This window comes from Pseudomonas sp. PB105 (assembly GCF_009764655.1).
In the GTDB taxonomy this organism is placed as follows: Bacteria; Pseudomonadota; Gammaproteobacteria; order Pseudomonadales; family Pseudomonadaceae; genus Aquipseudomonas; species Aquipseudomonas cyclaminis.
On record NZ_RWIO01000014.1, the window covers coordinates 1 to 2,078 of the forward strand.

At 53.7% G+C, this 2,078-nt stretch carries 2 protein-coding genes; both read right to left on the reverse strand.

Features of this window, described 5'->3' with window-relative positions:
- Positions 1 to 192 precede the first annotated feature (192 nt).
- Positions 193 to 594 carry a DUF4440 domain-containing protein gene (locus EJD88_RS02025; protein WP_158876513.1) on the reverse strand — a complete coding sequence of 134 codons (402 nt, stop codon included), beginning with the start codon at positions 592 to 594 and terminating at the stop codon, positions 193 to 195.
- A gap of 529 nt (positions 595 to 1,123) precedes the next feature.
- Entirely contained in the window at positions 1,124 to 2,050 is a 927-nt protein-coding gene (locus EJD88_RS02030) for an NAD synthetase (RefSeq protein ID WP_158876515.1), read from the reverse strand.
- Positions 2,051 to 2,078 lie beyond the last annotated feature (28 nt).

A 2,078-nucleotide genomic window follows, 5' to 3' on the forward strand; every position in this document is an offset into this window, starting at 1 on the left:
TTTGGGCAGGTCCAGCAGGCTGGTCAGCCGCTGGCGAGTCGTGGTGTGCGCATCCGGCACACCGCTTCGCATAAAATCCCTTGGCATCCTTTCACCTGTGAGTAGACAGAGGTGAAAGAGCCTGGGGATAGTTTCCTTGTAATGCTGTCAGCCCATTCGCTGTTTATTGTAGGAACCGGCTGGGCAGTTAGTTCATTGAGCTACATAGGTTTCATGCAAATGGCGCCACAACAGCGCGCCATTCGCCTGCTTCTCAAACACCACGGTGGCCCGCCGATCTGTTTGGGTGCCGCTGTCGTCAACCTGATGCTCACGATAAGTCACCGTCGCACCGCGTGCATGCCGGTCAATCCCAGCCATTTCACTCAAGGTGATTTTCAGCCCCGGACGCATCCCGCCCAGGCGTGTGAACAGCGCATTCACCCCGGCTGCATTGACGCGTGTGCCGCTGGCGGGGGCGATCATGCTGAATTGCGGCGAGAAGCGCGCAAGCAGGTTTTGCAAGGTGCCGTCAGGCGCAACGCCGGCAAACCATTGCTCGATCTCGACGTGGGTCTGGATCACTTCTTCGAAAAAATCGCTGTAGTCGATCATTTACAAATTCCCCTTCAAACGTTGGCGGCGGGGATTGCGTGCACGGTGATTGTGAACTCGGCGCCAAACTGAATGGCAGGCCTAAGCGAATGGCTTGCTGGCCCTGATTTTTCGTCGACGCTTTACCCTCAACATGCTCGTGTATCGGCGATGGTTTTTTGAATTAAGGATCAGGATGTAGAGCAGCGATGTGAACAGAGGGAATAAGTTGAACAGTGTCACCGGTTGACTGGCCAGGTAACCAATTGCGAGAAAGGTATTAACGATGGCGATAGATACGAGTATTCGCCGTGCGTGATGGAAGCCTTCAAATAACATTATCTGGCCTGCGCAAAAAAACAGACAAAGTGCCATACCGGTTCCGAAAGAAAATTCAGTCGGTAGATGATTGGCCCTTGCGTAATACGACAAGCTAAGTGTCATGTTGATAGCAATATTGTTTAGCATTAGCAGAAGAGCACTGGCCCATGACGGTAGGAATCGATATGCGTAACGGCGCCAAATTCGATATTCACGGAAGGGGTCGACGCTATAAGTCATATTCGGAAAACTCCTCATACAGACCTATGACGATGTGATTGATATTTCCGGAATAGATGCTGCCTCCAACGGCCAAGGTCGCTCCAATCTGATCTTTTATTTGAGTGAGAATGCCCAACCGCAGTTGGAGGTTGCTGTAGCGTTTGGGTAGCTGCCCCGCTAGTTGTTTCAGACGAATCATCTCTCGGGGATGGCGAGGGTTCTGCAGTCGCAGTACTTCGGTTGTTAACTTTGCACGTTCCTGGCGACTCATGAGTCTCAAGATGTCTGTCGAATTACGCCCAGTCGCACGTTTGATAGCCATTACTGATTTGACGGTAGCGAAGGTGGTGGTACCGGCCCCGACCAATGAAATGCCATCCAGAGCGACTGTCATTGCCTGATACCAGCTCAGGCTGTCGTAATAGTCATTTTTGGCGGGATTGGTCAATTCGTTGGAGACTCTCCATGAACTGTTTACGCACTGGAGAGCACTGGCAGTCGCAGCGCTGTAGGCAACGTAGCTCAATGCAAGGCTGGCACCCGCGCTGAAAGGCACTGCTGCGATTCCTGATTTCGCAACGATGTATCCAATTACGGCCCCTCCACAGGAGGAAGCCACTCCCGACGCTTCGCGCCACAGCTGTGATTCACGAGGCGAGCTTGCTGCAAGCTCTGCATACTGATCGGCAGTCATCGCCGGTCCCGCCACCTCCCGCAGAATCACCCGCTTGGGCTTGATACTGCACAGCGGTACAAACTCACGCAGCACCGTCACCTGATAATCACTGCCGATATGCACCACACCTGCCCCGACGATGGCCGGGTCGGCGTCAATGGTTCGATAAAGTTTGGGCAGGTCCAGCAGGCTGGTCAGCCGCTGGCGAGTCGTGGTGTGCGCATCCGGCACACCGCTTCGCATAAAATCCCTTGGCATCCTTTCACCTGTGAGTAGACAGAGGTGA

What these genes read in the sequence shown, in the direction of transcription:
- EJD88_RS02030 (WP_158876515.1), bottom strand. Translation starts at nt 2,050, where the DNA reads ATGCCAAGGGATTTTATGCGAAGCGGTGTGCCGGATGCGCACACCACG.
- EJD88_RS02025 (WP_158876513.1), bottom strand. Translation starts at nt 594, where the DNA reads ATGATCGACTACAGCGATTTTTTCGAAGAAGTGATCCAGACCCACGTC.